Raw genomic sequence first — 15,931 nt, 5'->3', positions numbered from 1 at the left:
GGGGGGGGTTCCTCATTGACGGAGTGTCAGGGACACTGGCGCGATGCGACGTCGACGGGTCGGGTACGGGCTTGCGGGGGTCGCGCTCTGCCTCGGCGGGGTGCTCGCCGCCGGCGGTGGCGACGGCCAGGGTGACGGTTACGCCGCGGTCGGTGCGGCGGGCGGTGAGGGCCGGCCTGAAGGGGTCGTGCCGCCGTCCGGGAAGGTCGTGCTCGTACCGCTCGACGAGGCGGCAACCGGCACCGGCACCGGCGCGACGACGGGGCCGAGCGCAAGCACGGACGCGGGCGCGAACACGGGTGGCGGCGCGGGTACGGACACAAGCACGGGCTCGGGTGCGGGGACGCCGGCCGCACCGGCCGCGCCGGGTGCTTCCCCGGCGCCACCGGGGACACCGGGTACTCACGATCCCGTACCGCCGACGCCGGGTGGGAGCGAGCCCGCACCCCCGGCCCCGGCCCCGCCGACGGCCACGCCGCCGCCAGGACCGGCCGTGCTGGTGGTCGCGGAAGTGCGGCGCGCGCCCGCGGACAAGCGGTGGTGCGAGAACGTCACGGTGGAGTTCCGCAACACCGGTGGCTCATCGGTGCGTTCCGGAACCGTCGCCTTCGGCACGCACATCATCGGCGCACTCGGGATCGACTGGGCGACGATCGACTCCGCCCAGCCGCTGCCCGTGCCCATCGCCGCCGGAGCGGCGAGGACGACGACGTACACGGTGTGCGTGGACTCCTGGCGCGTGCCCCTGGGCATGCGCATCGAGACCCAGGACGTCCGCGCGGAGCATCCGTCCTAGGGATTCGTCCTACGGCACGTCCTGAGGGTCCGGCCTCAGCCGAGCGCGAGCCAGACGACCGCGCCGACGATCGCGAGGGCCGCCACGATTCCGACGATCAGTCCGACCCGCGGCCCGGACTGCGCGGGCGCCGCAGCAACGCGGCTTCCTTGCTGCGGACCACCCTCGTCGACGAAGGCGCGGAACATCTGGGTGCTGCCCGCGGGGTCGTAGCTGCCCTCGGGACCTTGGGGGGCTTGGGGGTTGTGTGCCATGGAGCAGGACCCTAGCGAACCCGGGTGACCCGCCCAACCCCTGGTCCGATGCGATCGCGACATGCCCGCAACATATCCGCACCATGACCTCGCATATGCAAATCCTTTTGCCTTCCTTTACCCCCATGGCCCCGTTTTAGTTTGCCTGCAGCAACCAACCGCTTCTATGGTTGCCCTAAGCAACAAGATGGGGGTACGTCCATGGCCGAGCGAAGCCAGTACGAGGAGCTGGCCCGGCAGATCAGCGCGATGGGCGTCGTCAAACGGGGCGTCTCACGCCTGCTCCCCGCCGAGTGCCCGTCCGGATCGGCGGCCGTGCTCTCACTCCTCCACAGGTACGGAGACATGCGGATGAGCAGGCTCGCCGAGCTCCTCGCCGTCGACATGTCCGTCACCAGCCGGCATGTGGCGCACGTCGCCGACCGCGGCTGGATCGAACGGTCACCCGACCCGGACGACCGGCGCTCCCGCATCCTGCGCCTCACCCCCACGGGTGAGGCGCAGGTCGACGAGCTCGGCCTGCGCGTCACCGACATGTTCGCCCACTACCTGAAGGACTGGACCGACGACGACGTCGGACAGCTGAACGCGCTGCTGGCCCGCCTCCGCGACTCCGTCGGAGACTGCCGGACCGCCCGCACCTACCCGTAAAAGACAAGGAAGTACATGGCTACGACCACACCGACCGGTGTGCGGGGCGGCCACGCCAAGCATGGGGGGACCACAGCCTCCGAAAGCGGCGCGCCGATGACGCACCGGCAGATCATGGAGGCGCTGTCCGGGCTGCTGCTCGGCATGTTCGTCGCCATCCTGTCCTCGACGATCGTCTCCAACGCCCTGCCGGAGATCATCTCCGACCTCGGCGGCGGCCAGTCCGCCTACACCTGGGTGGTCACGGCCGCCCTGCTGTCGATGACCGCGACCACCCCGCTGTGGGGCAAGCTCGCCGACCTCTTCAGCAAGAAGCTGCTCGTCCAGATAGCCCTGGTCATCTACGTGGCGGGCTCCGTGGTCGCCGGACTGGCCCAGAACACCGGCATGCTCATCGCCTGCCGAGTCGTTCAGGGCATCGGCGTCGGCGGTCTCACCGCCCTCGCGCAGGTCATCATGGCCGCGATGATCGCGCCGCGGGAGCGCGGCCGGTACAGCGGCTATCTCGGCGCGACGTTCGCCGTCGCAACGGTCGGCGGTCCCCTGCTCGGCGGTGTCATCACCGACACCGAATGGCTCGGCTGGCGCTGGTGCTTCTACGTCGGCGTGCCGTTCGCCCTCATCGCGCTGCTCGTGCTGCAGAAGACGCTGAAGCTCCCGGTCGTGAAGCGGCAGGTCAGGATCGACTGGGCGGGCGCCCTCTTCATCAGCGCCGCCGTCTCGCTGCTGCTGCTCTGGGTGACCTTCGCCGGCGACAAGTACGCCTGGGTGTCCTGGCAGACGTACGCCATGACGGGTGGCGCCCTCGCCCTGGGCGTGATCTTCCTGATCATCGAGGCCAAGGCGAGCGAGCCGATCATCCCGCTGCGGCTGTTCCGCAACCGCACCATCACCCTCGCCTCGCTTGCCTCGCTCTTCGTGGGCGTCGCGATGTTCGCCGGCACGGTCTTCTTCAGCCAGTACTTCCAGCTGGCCAGGGGCGAGTCGCCGACGATGTCCGGCGTCATGACCATCCCGATGATCGGTGGCCTCTTCGTCTCCTCGACGGTCAGCGGCATGGTCATCACCAAGACCGGCAAGTGGAAGGCCTGGCTGGTCAGCGGTGGCGTCCTGGTCACCGGCGGCCTCGGTCTGCTGGGCATGATCCGCTACGACACCGAGTACTGGCGCATCGCCGTCTTCATGGCCGTCCTGGGTCTCGGCCTCGGCATGATGATGCAGAACCTCGTGCTGTGCACGCAGAACCAGGTGGCCCCGCGGGACCTGGGCTCCGCCTCGTCGATCGTGACCTTCTTCCGGTCGCTGGGCGGTGCGATCGGCGTCTCGGCGCTCGGCGCCGTACTCGGCAAGCGCGTCACCCACTACGTCGAGGACGGGCTCGCCGAACTCGGACCGCGGGGCGCGGCGATGGGCCACGGCGGTACGGGCGGTGGCGGCATCCCCGACCTGGACGCGCTGCCCGCGCCGGTCCGCACGGTCATCGAGAGCGCGTACGGACACGGCGTCGCCGATGTGTTCCTCTACTCCGCGCCGTTCGCGCTGCTGGCCTTCCTGGTGACGCTGTTCATCAAGGAGGTGGCGCTGAAGAGCGCTTCGTCGGCGGCTCCGGATGCCGCCTCCGCCGAGGGCCGCGAGTCCGAAGCCCGGTCTGTCGACGCCAGGTCCGTGGACGCCGGGTCGGAGGAGTCCCGAGCGGAGGAATCCGGGGCCGGGGAAGCCGGTGACACCACCGGCATCGCCGTACGCGGTGTGGTCCACAGCTCCGAGGGCGCGCCTGTCGGACGGGCCGCCGTCACGCTGATCTCGCCGGCCGGGCGCCAGCTGGGCCGTGCCGTGGCCCAGCCGGACGGCTCGTACACACTGGACGCGCCGGGCGCGGGTTCGTACGTACTGATCGCCTCCGCCGACGGCTTCCAGCCGCAGGCGTGCACGGTCGTCGTCGGCGACGAGCCGGTGACGTACGACATCCTCCTCGCCGGGACGAGCGGGCTGACCGGCTCCGTGGTCGCGGCCGACGGCGGCGCCCCCGTCGACGGCGCGATGGTCATCGTCACCGACGTCCGCGGCGACGTGCTGGCGGCCGGGAAGTCCGGGCCCGACGGCGGCTTCGCCTTCACCGAGCTGGTGCCGGGCGCCGTGACCGTCGCGGTGAACGCGACCGGATTCCGCCCGCTGGCCCTTCCCGTGGAGATCGGCGGCCAGGGTGCGACCCGGATCGAGGCGGCCCTGCAGGCCGGGGCCGTGGTCCAGGGCACCGTGCGTGCCGGTGCCGCACGACGGCCACTGATCGACGCGCGGGTGACCCTGATCGACGCGGCGGGCAACGTGGTCGCCACCGCGACGACCGGCGAGGACGGCGCGTACGCCTTCGCCGATCTGAACGCGGGCGACTACACGGTCATCGCGACCGGCTATCCGCCGGTGGCCGGCACGCTCTCGGTGGCCGGTCGCGGAGTGGACGGCCACGACATCGAACTCGCCCACGCGGGCGAGTGATTTCGACCCCCGGGCGGCGTTCTCGAGCGGAGGCGCCGCCCGGGGCCGGGGCGGCAGGCAGGGGACGGCCTGCCGCCCCGGCGACCTTCCGGCAAGGAGACGTGAAACGGGATGGGACTGCACGCACAGGTACGGACACGGGACGGCTGGGCGGTCCGGCACGCGGTGGTGACCGTGACGGACATGGCCGGTACGCAGGTGCTGCGGACCGAGGCCGACGCCGACGGGGCCGTACGCGCCGACACGACGCTGGCGCCCGGCCCGCACACGGTGATCGTCACGGCGCTCGGCTACGCCCCGCAGGCTTCGACCGCGCTGGTCACGGCGAGCGGCCGGGCCGAGGTCGGCACGGTGACGCTGACCCGGCAGGGCGGGACCGACCTTCCCTCGCCGGGCGACTGGTCGCTGGACCCCGCGCACTCCTCGGTGGGCGCCGTCGCCCGGCATCTGGGGATCTCCAGCGTGCACGGGCGGTTCACGGAGTTCGGCGGCCGGATCACGATCGCCGAGGACGTCTCCCGCTCCCGGGTGGACGCGGTGATCGGCGCGGCGTCGATCGACACGGGCAACGGGACGCGGGACAAACACCTCAGGTCCCCGGACTTCCTCGACGTGGAACGCTTCCCGGAGATCACCTATCGCAGCCACGGGCTGTCGGCGGCCCCCGGCCAGGACCGCTGGACCGTGCACGGGCTGCTGTCGCTGCACGGCGTCGAGCGCGAGGTGGACCTGTCGCTGTCGTACCTCGGCACCGGCCCGGACCCATGGGGCGGACTCCGTGCGGCCTTCCACGCCACCGCCGAGCTGCGCCGCGAGGACTTCGCGATGACGTACAACCAGGTGGTACAGGCGGGGATCTCGGCCATCGGGACGACACTGAAGGTGGAGCTCGACATCCAGGCGGTCAGGAGCGAGACCCTGCCCTAGGGTGCGGGTATGGCTGCCGACATCGCGAGCAACACCCGTGTGGACCTGGACCAGTTGCTGGAGTTCGTACGCCCCCGTCACCGCGCCGTCCTGCTGACCCGCCGCGCCGACGGGACGCCGCAGGGCTCCCCCCTGACCTGCGGCGTCGACGACTCGGGCCGGATCGTCGTCTCGACCTACCCCGAGCGCGCGAAGACGCGGAACGCCAAGCGGGACGAACGGGTCGCCCTCATCGTGCTGAGCGACGAATGGAACGGGCCGTGGGTGCAGATCGACGGCACGGCGGAGGTCATCGACGCACCGGAGTCGGTGGAGCCGCTCGTGGAGTACTACCGCAACATCGCGGGTGAGCATCCGGACTGGGACGAGTACCGCCAGGCGATGATCAAGCAGGGCAAGTCCATCATCCGCGTCACCCCGGTGCGGTGGGGGCCGGTGGCGACGGGCGGCTTCCCGGCACGGTCGGCTCCCGAAGCGTGAGACGTCCTTGGGCGTGGGGCATCCCGACGCGTGGGACTCCGGAAGCGGGGGACCTCCCGACGCGTGGGACTCCGGAAGCGGGGGACCTCCCGACGCGTGGGATTCCGGAAGCGGGAGACTCCGGAAGCGTGGGACCTCCCGGCCTTTCCCCTGAACGCCCCTACGCCCTCGACACCATCGTTTCGATGCCCGCGATCACCAGCTCCAGCGCGTACTCGAAGTCCCGGTCGAGCCTCTCCTCGACCGTGTCCCCGCCACGCGCCTCGATGACCTTCTCCGCGTCCTCGAGCATGTCCGAGAGCTTCGGCATGCTCGCTGTCACGCCCATGGCTTCCGCGTAGAACTCGTCCAGCGTCATCCCGGCCTCGGCGCAGCGCCTCTTGAAGTGGCCCTCGACGGTGGCGAGGCCGTACACGAACTGGAAGACCGCGGCCATCCCGGCCGCCTGCCGGTTCAGCGGCAGTCCCGTCCCGACGATGAGCCGCTGCACGGTCCGCACGAAGGCCAGCGAGTTCGGGCCGATGTTCAGATACGTGCCGATGAGCGCGGAGACCCAGGGGTGGGTGACCAGCAACTTCCGGTAGGAGGCGGCGAGTTCGCGGATCTGCTCGCGCCAGTCCGCGCCCTCCCGCGCCGGGTCGGGCAGCCGGATCTCGCCGTAGACGGAGTCGAGGGCCAGCTCCAGCAGGTCGTCCTTGGTGTCGACGTACCAGTAGACGGACATCGCCGTGACACCCATCTCCGCGGCGAGGCGGCGCATCGAGAACTTCGCCAGACCCTCCGCGTCGAGCAGCCGTACCGTCACCGCGACGATCCTGTCCCGGTCGAGCCCCGAGGGCTGCTCGGCCTTGCGACCGCGGGCGGCCCTGCCCTCCAGCCAGACGCTCGCCACCGCCCGTCGCTCCGCGCGGTCGGCTGCCGACACCATGGCGTACCCTCCTCGTTCTGCCGGGCGGCCCGCCCGTTTCAGGGCGGTCCGCCCGGTTCAGATGCTATGCCGCCGAGCCGGCTCCGCGGATGGCCACCGTCGCCTCGTACGCGGTACGGCTATTTCGCCGCGGTGAGGTCGTAGAGCGTGGTGCCGTCCACGGTGACCTTCGTGAAGTTCTCCTCGACCCATGTGGAGATCTCGCTGCTGGTGCCACCGCCGGGGCCACCGCCCTGGCCACCGCTCGCGATGAGGTAGTGGATCTTCCCGGTGGCGACGTACTGCTTGAACCGATCGAGGGTCGGGGACGGGTCGCTGCCGTTGAAGCCGCCGATCGCCATGACCGGCAGCTCGGTGGCGAGCTGGTAACCGGCCGCGTTCTGGGAGCCGACGGCCGCGGCGGCCCAGGTGTGGTCGGAGGCGTTCTGCCTCAGCTTGGCCTTGATGGCGGAGCTGACGTCCGCGCCGTTGAGGAGGCCGCCCATGCCGGCACCTCCGGGCCGTTCACCCTGGGCCGGCCGGCCCTGAGCCTGGCCCATGGCGGGTGGCTGCCCGCCCTGGCCCTGACCAGGGATCCGGCCCTGAGCCTGGCCCTGGCCCTGGCCCTGTCCTTGCCCCTGGCCCTGGCCCTGTCCTCGCCCCTGGCCCTGGCCTTGCCCCTGGCCCTGGCCCTGGCCCTGGCCGACGGTCGTTCCGGGCGGTGTCATCCGTGTCCCGCCACCGTCACCACCCCGGCCACCGGAACCGCCCGGGCCGCCGCCACCGGGACCGCCGCGCATCGAGGCGGGCCCCGCCGTCACGATCGAGCCCTGATGGCCGGTGTCCAGCGTGGACAGCGTGTACGCCGTCGGACCGGCGAGCGACGCCGCGAGACCGAGACCCGCCGCCGCCAGCGACAGCCGCCGCCCGAACCACCCCGCGAACAGCATCGCCACCGCGGCCACCAGCCCGCCGACGAGCACCGCCGTACGCAACCACGGCACGAAGTCCTCGGTGCGGCCGATCAGTTCGTACGCCCAGACCACCGTCACCGCCGCCGTACCCGCCAGTGCGGCGCGCGCCGCGAACTGCGCGCGCTCCTCCCACAGCACGGTGGTGCCCATCCCGACGAGTGCCGCGATGTACGGGGCCAGCGCGACCGTGTAGTACTCGTGGAAGATGCCGGCCATGAAGCTGAAGACCGCGAGGGTCGTCAGCAGCGAACCGCCCCAGACGAGGAACGCGGCCCTCGCGGTGTCGCTCCTCCCGCTGCGCCAGGTCACGACGAGGCCCGCGACCAGCAGGATCAGCGCGGCCGGCAGCAGCCACGAGATCTGCCCGCCGATGCCGTCGTTGAACATCCGCCCGATGCCGGTCTCGCCCCAGCCGCCGCCGCGGCCACCACCGCCGCCGCCGCCTCCCACGCTCCCGGTCTCGTTGCCGTTGATGCGGCCGAGACCGTTGTAGCCGAAGGTGAGCTCGAGGAAGCTGTTGTTCTGCGAGCCGCCGATGTACGGGCGCGAGGACGCGGGCCACAGCTCGACGATCGCGACCCACCAGCCGCCGGACACGATCAACGCCGATCCCGCGAGGGCGAGTTGTCCGAGCCGGCGCCGCAGGGTCGTGGGGGCGCACACCGCGTACACGAGCGCGAGCGGCGGCAGGATCAGAAACGCCTGCAGGGTCTTGGTGAGGAACGCGAACCCGACCGCGACACCGGCCCACACGAGCCACTTCGTACGCGCGTCTTCGAGGGCGCGGAGGACACAGTGGACCGTGACGGTCATCAGCAGCGCGAGCAGTGCGTCCGGATTGTTGAACCGGAACATCAGCGCGGCGACCGGAGTGAGTGCCAGCACCGCACCCGCGATCAGCCCGGCGGCCGCGCTGAATCGCCTGCGCACCGCCGCGTACACGACGCCGACCGCCGCCACGCCCATCAGGACCTCGGGCAGCAGGATCTGCCACGAGCCGAGTCCGAACAGCCGCACTGACAGCGCCATGGGCCAGAGCGCGGCGGGCGGCTTGTCGACGGTGATGGAGTTCGCGGCGTCGGACGAGCCGAAGAAGAAGGCCTTCCAGCTCTCGCTGCCGGCTTGAACGGCGGCGGAGTAGAAGGAGTTGGCGTAGCCGGAGGAGCTGAGGTTGTACAGGTACAGCACCGCGGTGAGCAGGAGCAGCGCGAGCAGGGCGGGACGCGCCCACGCGGGGTCCTCGGCCCGGCCCCGCCACAGACGGGTGACCGCCCCGCGCGGCGGGACACCGGTGGTGGCGGGTGCCGCCCCGGCGGGCACCGCCCCGGAAGCGGGCAGCTCCCTGCCGTTCCGCGGCCCTCGGTCGTTCCGCAGCTTTCCGTCGTTGCGCAGCTCGCCGTCGTACTGGTCGTGCGGTGTCGTCGTCATCGTCGGGTCCCCGTGGTCGAAGTGCTGGTGCCGTCGCCGTACGCAGGGCCGGCGGCTGAAGCGGCCGGGCCGTGCGGTGCCGTGAAGGTGTCGCCGCGGCGGTCCGGGAAGACCCACGCACGGAAGAGCAGGAAGCGGAGCACCGTCGCGGCGAGGTTGGCGACGATCAGGACCGCCAGCTCCGTGCCGTGGGACGGACTGCCGGCCGCCGCGTCGAGCGCGGCCAGCGAACCGCTCGTCAGGGCGAGGCCGATCGCGAAGACCACCAGCCCCTGGGCCTGGTGGCGCATCGCGCGCTCACGGCCGCGTACGCCGAAGGTGAGCCGCCGGTTCGCCGCCGTGTTGGCGACGGCCGAGACCAGCAGCGCGGCCGCGTTCGCCGACTGCGGACCGGCCCCGGTGCGGAAGAGGGAGTACAGCAGCAGATAGCAGAGCGTCGACAGCACGCCGACGACGCAGAAGCCGACCAACTGCCTGGTCAGCCCGCCCGGCACACCGCTGAGGCCCCGGTCCCTCGGGTCGTCGCCGAACGGCCGGGCGAGCCGGTCCAGCGGCAGCGCGCCGACCGCCAGCGCACGCCCCACCCGCCAGACGCCCTTCAGGTCGTCGACGGCCGTCCGCACGAGGTGGACGGTGGAGTCGGCGTCGTCGACCCAGTCCACCGGGACCTCGTGGATCCGCAGCCCGGCCCGCTCGGCCAGCACCAGCAGCTCGGTGTCGAAGAACCAGCCGGTGTCCTCGACCATCGGCAGCAGCCGCTCGGCCACATCACGCCGTATCGCCTTGAACCCGCACTGGGCGTCGGAGAACCGCGCCGCGAGCGAGCCCCGCAGGATCAGGTTGTACGTACGCGAGACGAACTCCCGCTTCGCGCCCCGCACCACTCGCGACGACCGCGCGAGCCGCGAGCCGATCGCGAGGTCCGAGTGCCCGGAGATCAACGGGGCGACCAGCGGCAGCAGCGCGTTGAGGTCGGTGGACAGGTCGACGTCCATGTAGGCGAGGACGGGCGCGTCGGACGCCGCCCACACGGCCCGCAGCGCCCGGCCGCGCCCCTTCTGCTCCAGCCGGTACGCCCGTACCCCGGGGACCGACGCCTCCAGCCCGGCCGCCACCTGGGGCGTACGGTCGGTGCTCGCGTTGTCCGCGATGGTGATCCGGAAGCCGTACGGGAAGGTGCGTGCAAGGTGGCTGTGGAGCCGCATGACGCACGGCTCCAGGTCCTTCTCCTCGTTGTAGACGGGAATGACCACGTCGAGTACGGGCGTGCCTCCCGGCCGCACGGGCAGATGCTCCCGCGCCGGCAAGGTGCCCGGTGCAATGTCGGTTCGCATGGCCCTGACTCTCGCCAGGGCCGCTGTCACGGCATTGTGGTGAGCCTGTGCGACGGCTGTGAGTCGTGTGCCGGGTCCGAATCGACTGCCGGCAGTGGGTCGTGCGCCCGCTGTGGGTCGCGCGCCGGCCGTGGGTCGCGCGCCGGCTGTGAGTCCTGCGCCGGCTGTGAGTCCTGCGCCGGGTGGGCCAGAGGCAGCCGTACGGAGAAGACCGTGCGTCCCGGGGCGCTCTCGACACCCACCGTCCCGCCGTGCGCGGCGACGACCGCCTGCACGATCGCGAGCCCGAGTCCGGTGCTTCCGGCGTGCCGTGAGCGTGAGGCGTCGCCTCGCGCGAAGCGTTCGAAGACACGCGGGAGCAGCGCGGCCGGGATGCCGGGCCCGTCGTCGCGGATCTCGATCGTGACGGCACCGCGCCGGTCGAGCGGCCGGACGCACGCGGTCACCGTGGTTCCGGGCGGCGTGTGCGTACGGGCGTTGGCCAGCAGGTTGACCAGGACCTGCTGGAGCCGCGCCGGGTCGGCCCGTACCGTCGCGGGCTCGTCCGGCAGTTCCAGGCGCCAGGCGTGGTCGGGTCCCGCGGCCCGGGCGTCGCTCACGGCGTCCACGACCAGGGGGGACAGATCGGTGCTCTCGTACGACAGCGGCCGGCCGGCGTCGAGCCGGGCCAGCAGCAGCAGGTCCTCCACCAGCCCCGTCATCCGGGTCGCCTCCGCCTCGATCCGGCCGAGTGCGTGCCGGGTGTCGGGGCCGGTCCGCTCCCGGCCCCGGCGCGTCAGCTCGGCGTAGCCGCGGATGGAGGCCAGTGGCGTACGCAGTTCGTGGCTGGCGTCCGCGACGAACCGCCGTACCCGCGTCTCGCTCTCCTGACGCGCGTCCAGAGCGGAATGGACGTGGTCGAGCATCCGGTTGAGCGCCGCGCCGACCTGCCCGACCTCGTTGCGCGGATCCGCCTCGGCGTCCGGTACCCGCTCGTGCAGCGCCACCTCACCGCTGTGCAGGGGGAGTTCGGAGACCCGGGTGGCCGTCGCGGCGACGCGCCGCAGCGGCCGCAGGGCGACCCCGACGAGCGTCCCGCCCGCCAGTGCGGCGGCGATCAGCCCGGCGGCGGTCACACAGATCTCGACGACCACGAGGGTGCCGATGGTGCTGTGCACCTCGGCGAGCGGTACGCCGACGAGGAACGCACCGTTGCCGCCTGCCGTGTACTCGACGCGGTAGTCACCGAGCCCGGGCAGCTCCACACTGTGCGCCCGGTCGTCGCGCGGCACGGCGTCGAGCGCCGCCTTCTCCGCCTCCGACAGGGCCCGGTCGGTGACCCGCGGCCCCTCGTCCGTCGTTTCCTGCTGGGCGGAGACGAGCCCGTCCCCCAGGGAGCCGTCGGCCGCCACCTCCACCCCGACCGTGCCGAGCGGTGCGCCGCCGCCGGTGACGAACCGCAGCGGCTCCACCTGCGACCGCGCATCGCGCGGGGCGCCCGGTGGCGGACCCGCCGCCCGCAGCGCGATGCCGTGCAGCTGATCGTCCTTCTGCCCGTACAGATAGGTGCGCAGCGCCAGTGTGGTCACCGTGCCGATCACCGCCGCGACCACCGCGATCAGCGCGACCGCGGAGACGACCAGCCGGGTCCGCAGCGACCACCTTCTCCGCCTTCTCGGCAGGCCCATGCCGCTCATTCACCGGGCTTGATCAGGTATCCCGCGCCGCGCCTGGTGTGGATCATCGGCGAGCGGCCCGCGTCGATCTTCCGCCGCAGATAGGAGATGTAGAGCTCGACGACATTGGCTTGCCCGCCGAAGTCGTACGACCAGACCCGGTCGAGGATCTGCGCCTTGCTCAGCACCCGCCGCGGATTGCGCATCAGATAGCGCAGCAGCTCGAACTCGGTGGCCGTGAGGTGGATCGACGCACCGCCCCGGGTCACCTCGTGGCTGTCCTCGTCCAGGGTCAGATCGCCGACGGCGAGCACCGATTCGCCGCGTGCGGCGGCCGCCGTACCGGACCGGCGGATCAGGCCGCGCAGCCGCGCCACGACCTCCTCCAGGCTGAACGGCTTGGTGACGTAGTCGTCGCCGCCCGCCGTCAGCCCGGCGATCCGGTCCTCCACGGCGTCCTTCGCCGTCAGGAACAGCACGGGTACGTCGGGCAGTTCACGGCGCAGCCTGCCGAGCACCGCCAGCCCGTCCATGTCGGGCAGCATCACATCGAGGATCACGGCGTCGGGCCGGAAGGCGCGCGCCGCGCGCACGGCGCCCGCGCCGTCGCCCGCGCTGCGCACCTCCCACCCTTCATAGCGCAGCGCCATCGAGAGCAGCTCGGTCAGGGAGGTCTCGTCGTCCACGACGAGTACCCGGACGGGGCCGCCGTCCGGGCGCCGGAGCTCGGTACGTCCCTGGGCTGAGATCGTCGTCATGGTGCCCACCCTGGGACCGTGCGGTGAGAGCCACCTTTCCCTTACCTGTGAATTCCCTGAGAACCGTCTCAGGAGGTCAGCGAGAAGAGCCGGGCCGCGTTCCCGTGACAGACCGCGCGCAGCCAGTCGTCCCCCAGCTCCAGTCGCTCCAGCGCCCGCAGCTGGTGCAGATACGGATACGGAATGTTCGGGAAGTCCGTCCCGAACAGCACCCGGTCCCCGAGCCCGGCCAGCCGCGCTCGTTCCTCCACCGGGAACGGGCTGAGCCGCTCGCTGAAGTCCGTGAACGCCATCGTCGTGTCCAGCCGCACCTCCTCGTACCGTTCCGCGAGGTCCAGGAAGTCCGTGTACTCCGGCATCCCCATGTGCGCCACGACCAGCCGCAGCCGCGGATGGCGCGCGAGGAGCCGGCCGACCGGGTCCGGCCCGGTGTACTTGCCGGGCGCCGGTCCCGAGCCGCAGTGCATCACCACCGGGACGCCCGCCTCGGCGAGCAGCCCCCACACCGGATCGAGCAGCGTGTCGTTGGGGTCGTACGCCCCGACCTGCACGTGCGACTTGACGACGCGCGCGCCGCTCTCGACGGCCCGGCGGACATAGTGCTCCACACCCTCCTCGGGGAAGAGCGTCGCCGTGTGCAGACAGTCGGGCGTACGAGCGGCGAAGTCCGCGGACCAGCCGTTGAGCCACTCGGCCATGCCCGCCTTGTGCGGGTACAGCATCGAGGTGAAGTTCCGTACCCCGAACTCCCGGAGCAGCGCGACCCGCCGGTCCTCCTCCTCGCGGTAGGTGATCGGCCACTTCGTGCCGGTCAGCGGCCCGACGGCGTCGAAGTACGCCCACACCTTGTCGAGGACCCGCTCCGGCATGAAGTGCGTATGGACGTCGACGAGTCCCGGGAGCCCGAGCCGCTCCCAGAACGCCCGCACCTCCCGGGCCTCGGTGCCGTACGCGGAGGCCGAACGCGAGGGGGCGGCGGGGCGGTTCGGTTCCGCCACGGGGTGATCGCTCATGCCGGACAGCCTCCGACGTGCACCGATCAGCTGTCCAGGCCCCGAGGGGCGGCAACCCGGACTCGGAAGAGCCCGTCCTGAACCCGGGCCGGGAAGAGCCCGTCCTGAACCCGGACTCAGAAGAGCCCGTCCTGGACCCCCGCCGGGAGTTCTTCGGCCGGGACGGTCAGCGGGGAGCGCGGATCCGCGGCGACGAGCTCCCAGCCGGAAAGCAGTCGGGTGTCCACCACCGTCACCCGCCCGTCACCGGTGCGCAGATGCAGATCGGGCCCGGCCGCGGCGACCAGCCGCCCGGCGACGGTCCCGCCGTCCACCAGCTCCCGCACCACACGCGAGGCGGCCGGCAGCACCGCCGGCCGGTCCAGCCCGAACACTCCTGCGTGGTCGACCGCCTCGAACGCGATCCGCTCCAGCGCCTCCGGCCACCCCGTGAGCGCCACGGCCCGCGCGTACAGTTCCGTGACCTCCGCCGCCCGCTCGTCCGCACGATCCGCCAGCACGGCACGTACCGCCCGCTTGCGCGCGTACGGGATGCGGTCCGGCACCCCCAGCGCGGCCCGCAGCAACTCCTCCGTACGCCGCGCCGCCATCAGCGGCCCGCGCCCCAGCCAGCCGAACACCACCGCCCCCTGCTCCAGGAGCCGCGCCGTGCCCCGTTCCTCGGCGGTGATCCCGACCTTCACCATCCCGGGCCCGAACCAGGCGAGATACACGCGGTACGTCCGCGGATCGTCGGCCACGGTGTCGGCGGCCACCGAGTGCGCCCGGTCCAGCCGCGCGCACTCGGCACACAGCCCACCGGTGCTGCGCCCGGACACCACGGCGCCGACCGGACACACGTTTCCCCGCGCCCCACCGCACCGCCGCTCCCCGACGGCCCGGAACCCGATCTCCTGCCCGTACCCGAGCCGGCTCTCCCGCAGCTCCGCCCCCCGCGCCCACCGGAGCACGGGAGCCCCCTGGACCCACCTCATCCCCCGGCACTGCCACCGGTCGCCGCTCATGCCGCGTACTCCTCAAGCGCGTCCAACGCAAGAGGCCCCCGGATCATCTCCGGGGGCCTCTCAGCTGTGTGCACTCGGCAGGATTCGAACCTGCAACCTTCTGATCCGTAGTCAGATGCTCTATCCGTTAAGCTACGAGTGCTTGGCGTTCCGGGCTTTTCTGCCCGGTCGGCGTTGCGGGAACAACATTACATGACCCGCGCCGCCAGGCGAAATCCATTACCCGCACCCCTTCCGACCTGCGCAAATGCCCGTACGGCCGTATGAGCGCCCGGCGCTGGCGAAGTGCCAAGGAGCGGCGGCGCTGGGGCGGCAGGCGTGGGGTGGGAACGACCGAAGCCCCGGCCGTCGGGCCGGGGCTTCGGTGATCGCGCGGAGGCGGAGGGATTTGAACCCTCGATGGGCTTTAAGACCCAAACCGCATTAGCAGTGCGGCGCCATAGACCGGACTAGGCGACGCCTCCAGCACACCCGCGCGGGCGCGAGTGGTGCGTGCAGATGATGACACAGCCAGGTGGGCTGTCACCAATCGCTCCCCACGGTACTAGGCGCCCGGGCTCCTGGGCAAAGAGCCTCCCGTCCCTCGTTCGCCCCGGTCGGCCCACCCCGGTTGCGCAACGGACGGGCGCGCGGAGCGTTAGAGATGCCGGGGCGCCGCCCCAAGATCCTTCGCTCTCCAGGAGTACGCATGCTGCGCCGCTTCGTCCTCATCGTCGCCGCGACCGCCACGGCCTCCGTCGCCGCGCTGACCGTCGCCGTTCCCACCGCGGGGGCGGCCCCCTCCGCACCGATCTCCGCTCCGATCCCGCTGCCGCTGCTGGAGTCCGAACCCGGGGACCAGCTCACCGTGATCACCTCGGACACCGGGAACCCGGAGGCCAACGGGACCTACGAGCTGAAGTGCGGGCCGGCCGGCGGTACGCACCCCGAGGCGCAGGCCGCCTGCGACAAGCTGGCGGAGTTCGCCTCCGCGGAGGAGGACCCGTTCACGCCCGTCGACCAGGACCGCATGTGCACGATGCAGCACGGCGGCCCGGCCACGGCCCGGGTGACGGGCACCTGGCAGGGGCGGAGCATCGACGCCACCTTCGACCGCACCAACGGCTGCGAGATCAAGCGCTGGGAGACGCTGGAACCGGTCCTGCCGACCGCCCGCAATGAGGATCCGGACACGGCCTGAAAGTGACTCTGCGGCCCGGCCGGACCGGGCCGCACGGGCCGCGGCCGGGACCGGATTCCGGACCGCACCCAGGT

General features: G+C 72.0%; 14 protein-coding genes and 2 tRNA genes. 6 read left to right on the top strand and 10 right to left on the bottom strand.

From position 1 onward, the window contains the following. The first annotated feature begins 43 nt into the window (after window positions 1-43). Window positions 44-796, top strand: a complete 753-nt coding sequence (locus ACIQMR_RS07305) for a hypothetical protein (RefSeq protein ID WP_401383898.1) — start codon at window positions 44-46, stop codon at window positions 794-796. A 35-nt stretch (window positions 797-831) separates the two neighbouring features. Here ACIQMR_RS07305 and ACIQMR_RS07300 read toward each other — a convergent pair whose 3' ends face one another. Then, window positions 832-1,050 carry a hypothetical protein gene (locus ACIQMR_RS07300; RefSeq protein WP_401383895.1) on the bottom strand — a complete coding sequence of 73 codons (219 nt, stop codon included), beginning with the start codon at window positions 1,048-1,050 and terminating at the stop codon, window positions 832-834. Window positions 1,051-1,251: 201 nt separating this feature from the next. Between ACIQMR_RS07300 and ACIQMR_RS07295 the strand changes: the two genes are divergently transcribed. From ACIQMR_RS07295 to ACIQMR_RS07280, 4 genes are all read left to right on the top strand, one after another. Next, window positions 1,252-1,701 (top strand): MarR family winged helix-turn-helix transcriptional regulator, encoded by a 450-nt coding sequence (locus tag ACIQMR_RS07295; RefSeq protein ID WP_401383893.1) that lies wholly within the window; start codon window positions 1,252-1,254, stop codon window positions 1,699-1,701. Window positions 1,702-1,716: 15 nt separating this feature from the next. Next, window positions 1,717-4,197 (top strand): MFS transporter, encoded by a 2,481-nt coding sequence (locus tag ACIQMR_RS07290; RefSeq protein WP_401383890.1) that lies wholly within the window; start codon window positions 1,717-1,719, stop codon window positions 4,195-4,197. Window positions 4,198-4,308: 111 nt separating this feature from the next. Continuing rightward, a complete protein-coding gene (locus ACIQMR_RS07285) occupies window positions 4,309-5,124 on the top strand; it encodes a YceI family protein (RefSeq protein ID WP_401383888.1) in 816 nt (271 codons plus the stop codon). 9 nt (window positions 5,125-5,133) lie between these two features. Continuing rightward, a complete protein-coding gene (locus ACIQMR_RS07280) occupies window positions 5,134-5,604 on the top strand; it encodes a PPOX class F420-dependent oxidoreductase (protein WP_401383887.1) in 471 nt (156 codons plus the stop codon). A gap of 160 nt (window positions 5,605-5,764) precedes the next feature. On the opposite strand, the gene ACIQMR_RS07275 is transcribed toward ACIQMR_RS07280, so the two are convergent. The 9 genes from ACIQMR_RS07275 to ACIQMR_RS07235 form a co-directional block, all read right to left on the bottom strand. Then, window positions 5,765-6,532, bottom strand: coding sequence for a TetR/AcrR family transcriptional regulator (locus ACIQMR_RS07275; protein WP_401383885.1), 768 nt, complete (start codon window positions 6,530-6,532; stop codon window positions 5,765-5,767). 119 nt (window positions 6,533-6,651) lie between these two features. Then, the gene (locus ACIQMR_RS07270) at window positions 6,652-8,913 is read right to left on the bottom strand and encodes an ArnT family glycosyltransferase (protein WP_401383883.1); all 2,262 of its coding nucleotides are present in this window, start codon (window positions 8,911-8,913) and stop codon (window positions 6,652-6,654) included. Further along, entirely contained in the window at window positions 8,910-10,247 is a 1,338-nt protein-coding gene (locus tag ACIQMR_RS07265; RefSeq protein ID WP_401383880.1) for a glycosyltransferase, read from the bottom strand. Before ACIQMR_RS07265 ends, ACIQMR_RS07270 begins: the two co-directional genes overlap by 4 nt. 26 nt (window positions 10,248-10,273) lie before the next feature. Next, complete coding sequence (locus ACIQMR_RS07260) at window positions 10,274-11,923, bottom strand: sensor histidine kinase (protein WP_401383878.1); 1,650 nt, start codon at window positions 11,921-11,923, stop codon at window positions 10,274-10,276. Continuing rightward, entirely contained in the window at window positions 11,920-12,660 is a 741-nt protein-coding gene (locus tag ACIQMR_RS07255) for a response regulator transcription factor (RefSeq protein WP_401383876.1), read from the bottom strand. The genes ACIQMR_RS07260 and ACIQMR_RS07255 overlap by 4 nt, the downstream gene beginning before the upstream one ends. A gap of 68 nt (window positions 12,661-12,728) precedes the next feature. Beyond that, on the bottom strand, window positions 12,729-13,673 hold the full coding sequence (locus ACIQMR_RS07250) for an amidohydrolase family protein (protein WP_401383873.1): 945 nt from the start codon (window positions 13,671-13,673) through the stop codon (window positions 12,729-12,731). 116 nt (window positions 13,674-13,789) lie between these two features. After that, window positions 13,790-14,677: a DUF2797 domain-containing protein gene (locus ACIQMR_RS07245; protein ID WP_401383871.1), complete on the bottom strand. Its 888-nt coding sequence runs from the start codon at window positions 14,675-14,677 to the stop codon at window positions 13,790-13,792. Window positions 14,678-14,746: 69 nt separating this feature from the next. After that, window positions 14,747-14,819: transfer RNA gene (locus ACIQMR_RS07240), tRNA-Arg, on the bottom strand. Between the two features lie 231 nt (window positions 14,820-15,050). Next, window positions 15,051-15,141 (bottom strand) — tRNA-Ser (locus ACIQMR_RS07235). A 224-nt stretch (window positions 15,142-15,365) separates the two neighbouring features. Here ACIQMR_RS07235 and ACIQMR_RS07230 point away from each other — a divergent pair. Then, complete coding sequence (locus ACIQMR_RS07230) at window positions 15,366-15,857, top strand: SSI family serine proteinase inhibitor (protein ID WP_401383869.1); 492 nt, start codon at window positions 15,366-15,368, stop codon at window positions 15,855-15,857. Window positions 15,858-15,931 lie beyond the last annotated feature (74 nt).

Origin of the sequence: Streptomyces sp. NPDC091376, from assembly GCF_044757085.1 — a bacterium.
GTDB lineage: Bacteria > Actinomycetota > Actinomycetes > Streptomycetales > Streptomycetaceae > Streptomyces > Streptomyces pratisoli.
Note: the sequence above shows the minus strand (reverse complement) of the source record. Positions and strands in the feature narration are given on the sequence as shown.

Bases quoted from the DNA above. Each gene is read 5' to 3' on its own strand.
- ACIQMR_RS07305 (WP_401383898.1), top strand. From the start codon at position 44: ATGCGACGTCGACGGGTCGGGTACGGGCTTGCGGGGGTCGCGCTCTGC.
- ACIQMR_RS07300 (WP_401383895.1), bottom strand. From the start codon at position 1,050: ATGGCACACAACCCCCAAGCCCCCCAAGGTCCCGAGGGCAGCTACGAC.
- ACIQMR_RS07295 (WP_401383893.1), top strand. From the start codon at position 1,252: ATGGCCGAGCGAAGCCAGTACGAGGAGCTGGCCCGGCAGATCAGCGCG.
- ACIQMR_RS07290 (WP_401383890.1), top strand. From the start codon at position 1,717: ATGGCTACGACCACACCGACCGGTGTGCGGGGCGGCCACGCCAAGCAT.
- ACIQMR_RS07285 (WP_401383888.1), top strand. From the start codon at position 4,309: ATGGGACTGCACGCACAGGTACGGACACGGGACGGCTGGGCGGTCCGG.
- ACIQMR_RS07280 (WP_401383887.1), top strand. From the start codon at position 5,134: ATGGCTGCCGACATCGCGAGCAACACCCGTGTGGACCTGGACCAGTTG.
- ACIQMR_RS07275 (WP_401383885.1), bottom strand. From the start codon at position 6,532: ATGGTGTCGGCAGCCGACCGCGCGGAGCGACGGGCGGTGGCGAGCGTC.
- ACIQMR_RS07270 (WP_401383883.1), bottom strand. From the start codon at position 8,913: ATGACGACGACACCGCACGACCAGTACGACGGCGAGCTGCGCAACGAC.
- ACIQMR_RS07265 (WP_401383880.1), bottom strand. From the start codon at position 10,247: ATGCGAACCGACATTGCACCGGGCACCTTGCCGGCGCGGGAGCATCTG.
- ACIQMR_RS07260 (WP_401383878.1), bottom strand. From the start codon at position 11,923: ATGAGCGGCATGGGCCTGCCGAGAAGGCGGAGAAGGTGGTCGCTGCGG.
- ACIQMR_RS07255 (WP_401383876.1), bottom strand. From the start codon at position 12,660: ATGACGACGATCTCAGCCCAGGGACGTACCGAGCTCCGGCGCCCGGAC.
- ACIQMR_RS07250 (WP_401383873.1), bottom strand. From the start codon at position 13,673: ATGAGCGATCACCCCGTGGCGGAACCGAACCGCCCCGCCGCCCCCTCG.
- ACIQMR_RS07245 (WP_401383871.1), bottom strand. From the start codon at position 14,677: ATGAGCGGCGACCGGTGGCAGTGCCGGGGGATGAGGTGGGTCCAGGGG.
- ACIQMR_RS07230 (WP_401383869.1), top strand. From the start codon at position 15,366: ATGCTGCGCCGCTTCGTCCTCATCGTCGCCGCGACCGCCACGGCCTCC.